Annotated in this window: 7 protein-coding genes; 4 read left to right on the top strand and 3 right to left on the bottom strand. The window is 43.0% G+C overall.

The window, feature by feature from the left end; genetic code table 11:
* Positions 1–330: 330 nt before the first annotated feature.
* Together GVO63_RS16970 and GVO63_RS16965 are read left to right on the top strand one after the other, a co-directional pair.
* Positions 331–1,254: a hypothetical protein gene (locus GVO63_RS16970; RefSeq protein WP_159581452.1), complete on the top strand. Its 924-nt coding sequence runs from the start codon at positions 331–333 to the stop codon at positions 1,252–1,254.
* 271 nt (positions 1,255–1,525) lie between these two features.
* Complete coding sequence (locus GVO63_RS16965) at positions 1,526–1,966, top strand: hypothetical protein (protein WP_159491573.1); 441 nt, start codon at positions 1,526–1,528, stop codon at positions 1,964–1,966.
* 65 nt (positions 1,967–2,031) lie between these two features.
* Here the strand turns inward: GVO63_RS16965 and GVO63_RS16960 are convergent, their stop codons facing one another.
* The 3 genes from GVO63_RS16960 to GVO63_RS16950 all read right to left on the bottom strand — a co-directional run bounded on the left by GVO63_RS16960 (position 2,032) and on the right by GVO63_RS16950 (position 4,917).
* Positions 2,032–2,295: a TIGR03643 family protein gene (locus GVO63_RS16960; protein WP_159581440.1), complete on the bottom strand. Its 264-nt coding sequence runs from the start codon at positions 2,293–2,295 to the stop codon at positions 2,032–2,034.
* Positions 2,296–2,389: 94 nt separating this feature from the next.
* Positions 2,390–4,537, bottom strand: a complete 2,148-nt coding sequence (locus GVO63_RS16955; protein WP_159581438.1) for an exonuclease domain-containing protein — start codon at positions 4,535–4,537, stop codon at positions 2,390–2,392.
* A 92-nt stretch (positions 4,538–4,629) separates the two neighbouring features.
* Complete coding sequence (locus tag GVO63_RS16950; protein WP_159581436.1) at positions 4,630–4,917, bottom strand: hypothetical protein; 288 nt, start codon at positions 4,915–4,917, stop codon at positions 4,630–4,632.
* Between the two features lie 134 nt (positions 4,918–5,051).
* Between GVO63_RS16950 and GVO63_RS16945 the strand changes: the two genes are divergently transcribed.
* Together GVO63_RS16945 and GVO63_RS16940 are read left to right on the top strand one after the other, a co-directional pair.
* Positions 5,052–5,243 (top strand): CPXCG motif-containing cysteine-rich protein, encoded by a 192-nt coding sequence (locus GVO63_RS16945; RefSeq protein ID WP_159491581.1) that lies wholly within the window; start codon positions 5,052–5,054, stop codon positions 5,241–5,243.
* Positions 5,236–5,865: a flavin reductase family protein gene (locus GVO63_RS16940; protein WP_159581434.1), complete on the top strand. Its 630-nt coding sequence runs from the start codon at positions 5,236–5,238 to the stop codon at positions 5,863–5,865. Before GVO63_RS16945 ends, GVO63_RS16940 begins: the two co-directional genes overlap by 8 nt.
* The last annotated feature ends 135 nt before the right edge of the window (positions 5,866–6,000 follow it).

The raw sequence follows: 6,000 nt of genomic DNA, 5'->3' as shown, positions 1-6,000 counted from the left end.
TATTCAGCGCATTCTAATTTTCCGATTAGTACAATCAATTTTTAACGATTTTTCAATTTAGAAAATCACTTTATACTTTACGAAAGTTTTAAGACATCTCCCTAAACACTGTTGAAGTTCGCTTTACCGCGGCGTTCAGCAGCCACCGTTTTAATTCTCTTGTGTGTTTACCCCTTATTGGAGTCCCACTCCACTTATTGCCGGCATCCTCGCCGGCTTTTTTTATCGCCAAAACGAAAAAGCATTTCACTTGCGCTAATTAATTAAAATTAATGTATAAACCACATAGTCGAGGCGTGTAAGGTCGAACAGGTGAGAAATACCTTTTTTATTGTTTTACTGTTTATCACATTTAACGGTGCCAACGTGTTTGGGAAAGACATAGCACCCACTTTTTCCCAGAAGCTAGATATTCAAATTCGATATGATGACCGCTCAAATCGCCCGAGTAGAGAACAATACCGGTTGCGATATTATCCTTCACTAACACTGAGTAACGCATGGTCCATACATAGCTTTATTGTTACCGGAGAAGATTTTTCCTCTAGTCATAACACCTTCGGCAGCGATGATACCGACTACCTTTACGCTAGGCGCTTATACTTACGGCACGAAAGTGAGTCTGGCAAAACCGAACTGGGCATTATTCCCACCTATAAAGGACGAGTTTCTTCCACTGGCTTGTCGAAAGACGGGTGGATTACTGGCGCCCGTCACGTTAGGCAATTGCAAAATGATACCGCCATTGAAATAGTCGTTGGCCAACTTGCTAATGCTGAAGCATCTGAAGCTTTTACTATTGGCGGTGAAAATAAGTATTTTGAAATTGAATACTCGGCAAATATGGGCCAGCGTCATAGCTATGAAGCAAGTTTTGAAAGAATGCTAAACGGAACCTTTGTCAGGGTAGAGTATCGCTTACGTTTAAATGAACAAGATACTGCGTTTTTTGAACTGGTGCAGCGCACCGATGAACGCGCCGCGAAATTTGTGCTAGGGACAAATGGTGAAACCACAATAAACGCCTTCAACACGTCTTATCCCGTCGAATACTTTGCGTATTACTCGTACATAGATAGTCGCTTTGGCGAGAGAGCTGAACTTATCGAAGACTTTTTAGGCACAGGCCACGGGGCCTCACTGGAACTGAGTGGCGTTATTTCTAAGAAGCATGATATTGAATGGTTCATTAGATCGGACATTGTAGATAGCGTAAGCCGATTATTAGCGGGTATAAAACTTTCTTTTAAGTGAAAACGACAAGTTAAGACTCTCCCCCTCAAAAACAAGGCCCAAAAAAAAGGCCCATCAAACGATGGGCCAAACAGCAAGAACGCGTACACACTTTAACAGTGCGTAATAGATTACGGGTGTGAGACGCGTGGGGTTCATATATGCTTAATTACTTATTTTTAATTTCATGCCCTTCAAAGTCAGGGCAATATTTATTAAACTTTTGTATAAAGAAGGCTAATGAAGTCTTTTCGATGTATCTATTATTGTCCTGTAATTCAAAGGTGTTGTTGTGCCTAGCCGATACGCTCAATTTAGAGAACAGTTACCTATATCGCGTCTGTCCGACGAAACGCTTCTCGCATTTAGGGTACTATTTGATGACCCCCTCGATATCGTCGACCTCGCACAAGATATTGCCGATTTAACCCTCTATCCTGAGCGGTTGCATGAAAGTTACAGAAAAGAGTGGGAAGCCTATGTTATCAAGGCGTTGGCGCTTGAAATAAGACAACGTGAAAATTTGTCGCCCGCTGAATTCATCGAACTGATGATGACGAAGGTGGAAGATATTCAGCAAAATAATGATACGTATGCAAATCTACTTCGCCAAGTCCATCACGCCAAGACCATTATCCAATCAGAGAACACCATCGTATTCCCAACCCCATTGCGACAGCAACTTACCGCTTTTCTTTTGCCGATATCTGCAATCACACCGCCAAAAAAATGATGTAATAACGTCGACGGACTTAGCTCACTGATTGGCGATAAATCGCGACAAAGTGAATTGCAAACCTACTTGTTTGCTCCCTTGTATTTATATTGAGAGGGGCAATAACCTCTGTCTACGCCTTCGGGGCGCAAACTCGCATGTTTTGTTTTTCTACCCGACACCCTTTCACGCCAGTTTTTGAATGTCTTTTGTTTGAGTTTTTTTCGCATAAGTTTTATTACGTCTTTTTCGGGCAGCCCAAACAAACGCTCAATGGCTTCAAATGGGGTTCGGTCTTCCCACGCCATTTCTATAACTCGTGATTCTTGCTCTTCTGTAAGTGCCATTTCAAACATCTCAATAAGTACGTATTAATCTCAATATTTACTTTATAAGCATCAATTTCGTTCAGTAAAAACACATAAAACGCATTGCAGCAATTTACTCGTCGTTGATGGCGCTTATGGCTTCATCGTCTTTTTCAAACGCAAGCTTTAAAAGTTCAGCAGCCGCAACAGCATCACTCAGCGCACGGTGATGCCGCTCCATATCGATATGAAAGTGCTTCGTCAAATTTGCAAGCGAGTAGGAAGGTAAACCCGGATAAGTTCGACGCATCTCTCTTACCGTGCACATTTTAGGCCTTCTGAATGATTGCTCTAACCGAGCAAACTCTTGCTTGATGAACCCATAGTCAAAGTTAACGTTATGCGCTACAAACACAGCATCTTGGGTAAAACTTGCAATGTGTTCTGCTACCTCGGCAAACAAGGGGGCATCAGCGACCATGTTGTCTGAAATACCGGTCAGCCTTGTAATATTACTCGGTATTCGGCGCTGCGGATTGATCAGGGTTTGGAACCTGTCTACCTCACGCCCACCTATTAACTTAACCATACCTATTTCAGTTATGCGGTTATAGCTGTTGTTACCACCTGTTGTTTCTATATCCACAACAACGTAAGGCTGTGCAGGATCGCGTATCCACTTAACCGTGGTGACAGCCACATCAAATCCAGCTTGCTGTAAGCGCGAAATAGAGACTAATTGATTGCGTCGAAGCTGATCGCCAGGCGCCTTTACCTCTTCAAAGCGAAGGGTGTTATCAAACACCATAATATCCGGGAATCCGTCTCGCAGACTTTCAAAGTCCTTACACATCATGCGCAGTAAGGTATAAATGGCCTTAAGCGAACCATGCTTAATAAGCGCTTCAATCGGCGTCAGTAAATGTCTCGACCACATAAACAAACTGTTTACCTTACCGTAATGCTGCGTTGCCATTTTATGAATGTGGAAACGCAGTTTCTCTTTGGTGTCGAGATTGCTCAGTAAAGCTTCTATACTGGGTTCGAACTTTTCGTAAAAGTTGTTTTGCTTTAATGAAAGCGGCCTGCGATCAAACTCTGTGACCAGCGTGTCTTCCTCATACAGCTGCTTCCAGAAAGTGAGACCAAACAAACTGCGCCACAGACGATTTTCTGTTCGCCACCCCTCAATTCCATGCCTTGCATAGTATGCTAAAACACCGCGTTCTACTTGCTGGTTTTGACTCACATCAATGTCGAGCGTTCGACTAGCATCTCGTAGCATATCGGTCACTTTACTCGTGCGCTTTTTATGATATTTACGCGCATAAAAATCTTCAGCAAATGCCAGTAATGTGTCGGATTGAGGGTTATCTATTATTTCCTCAAGCACCAGCTTTACGTCATGTTCATTACCGTCTTTGTAGCTCTCCCTTAACCACTTTTCCTTGGCTTTGTCGCTTTTTGCACGCTGCAAAATATTCAACCCTTTTTCTCGGTCAATCACCAGCAGTTTCAGCCCCAGCGCATAGAGAAACTGGTCTTGATAAAAGCTTGCCGATATCCCCTCTGTAGCGGGAAAATCCACCTCTGCTGTCACCACTAGCTGTTCGTCGCTATAAAACGCTAACTGGTTGTAGTGATTAGCATAAAACCATGCCGCTTGTGCATCTTCTTTACTGTCGAAACGCGCAATATCGGTAACCGAATCGGAGCGTGTCCTCATGACGCCAAGGTCGCGCATTGAAAATTGATTCAAACGGCTCTTCGTATTTCCGAAATAAATAAAAAGTAAAAAGCGAAGTGCGTTGTCAAACAGGCACACTCGATAATTTTCTAGTGAAAAATGCTCAGGCCACCCACGAGAAGAAATATGATCTTTTAGCCGTGTTATTAGCTTTGGCTTTGTTAAAGACGAAAGCCCCTGTGTACTGCCATATTCTGCTAGTAAAGAGAGCAGTGCGTCTTTAGTTAACACGCCCGCGATATCATTCAGCGTAGCGTGAGACAAATCGCCAAACCAACCATTTAACGTCAGCCAATCTATCTGCTGTTGCGGTGCATGAACCTCACTGTAGTTGAACTGGCTTCTATCTATGACCGCGTACTTTCGATTTGCCGCTCGCACGACAATGCATTGCTTGTCTTCATCCAACGCTTTGAAACGCTGAATAAAATCTGCTGCTTCATCGCTCAACAGCGTATTGCTCGCCCCCTCGAAGAACGCGAGAAATTCATGAAAGTGTGTCAGGTAATAACGAGGCGGTAAATCTTTTCGCATGGTGCTTCTTTGGCTATGAAATCAGAGGTAGTGTATATATATACAGCCAAAATAAGCAAATTAAATACATCATTTCACTATCGTTTTATAATTCATACCCGCACTCTTTGTTTCGCAACCCAGCGAAAGAATGTGGCAAGCTGCTCATCGTCAAGTAAACGCTGCAACGTGTAATAATGCTTAGCCAGCGTCATCTCATCATAGAATCGATGGATACCGCTATGACACTGTCTGCAAATATAAATACCGCTTTGTAATTCTGATTTACTGAAGTGTTTTTTAAAGAAGTTGCGACGGTGCATTTTTCGCGGGATCAAATGATGAAAGGTGAGGCGCGTCTCTCTCTCACAGCAAGGGCATGTGCCTATTTTGTTCGCCACTACTTCACCATATCAATCGTTTTTAAACCGAAAAGTGATCTCCCTAATTTGTCTATCTCTTTTGCCTATAGGGAAATCCAGTCTACTTGGCATTACGTAACAAACACATATTGTGATTACAAAGGCGAATATTTATGAGCTTAACCCGGTCTATGGGCTTTTCTTGCCCATACTGCATGGCACCTAACGATGTAGAAATAGATGAGGTCAATGATGTAGGTCAAGTCCAGGTGCTTGATTGTCAGGTGTGCTGTCAACCTATCGAATTAACCGCTTATCAAGATGGTGACGATATTCAGATTGAGGCTGAACGAGAGAATGACTAAACAATTTACTCGTAGCGATATTGACGCCCTCGCGCAGCGGTATCGCGCTAATTTAATTAATAGCTTATCTGGGTTTAAATCGGCTACTGTAGTAGGCACTACCGACGGAAAGACAAACAACCTAGCCATTGTAAGCTCTGTTGTTCATATCGGCGCAAACCCGCCGTTAATCGGCATGATAATGCGGCCTCATACGGTAACCCGCGATACGCTGAGCAATATCAAACAGCAAGGGTGTTACACCTTAAATCATGTTTCTACCGAATGGGTCGACAAGGCCCATCAAACGTCAGCACGCTATGCACCTGACGAAAGTGAATTTGATGCCGTAGGCCTTACGCCCCAATTTTCTGAGTCTTTTCCTGCGCCATTTGTGAAGGAAAGCCAAATTAAATTGGGCCTTCACGTAGCCCAACATTTTACTTTGCTAAACGAAACCGAGATGGTAATTGGCGAAGTGCATGAGCTCTATTTGCCTGAAAATATCATCGACGAAGACGGATATGCCGATATTGAGCAAGCGAAGACGGCTTGTATTTCTGGTTTAGACAGCTACCACAGCACAACGCGAATAGCGCAATTTTCCTACGCTAAGCCAGACGTAAAGTTAACCAAGAAGTGAACCTCTAACGACATGGACGGTCTTAGTTACATTGAACTCTGAAGTTTATTTAATCTGGATCAAGCGAAAATTCGAGAATTCGTTCGATCTTTTTGAAAAAAGAGATAGTATTTAATTATGAAACGAAACCTGCCT

Source organism: Alteromonas sp. KUL106, from assembly GCF_009811415.1.
In the GTDB taxonomy this organism is placed as follows: Bacteria; Pseudomonadota; Gammaproteobacteria; order Enterobacterales; family Alteromonadaceae; genus Alteromonas.
Note: the sequence above shows the minus strand (reverse complement) of the source record. Positions and strands in the feature narration are given on the sequence as shown.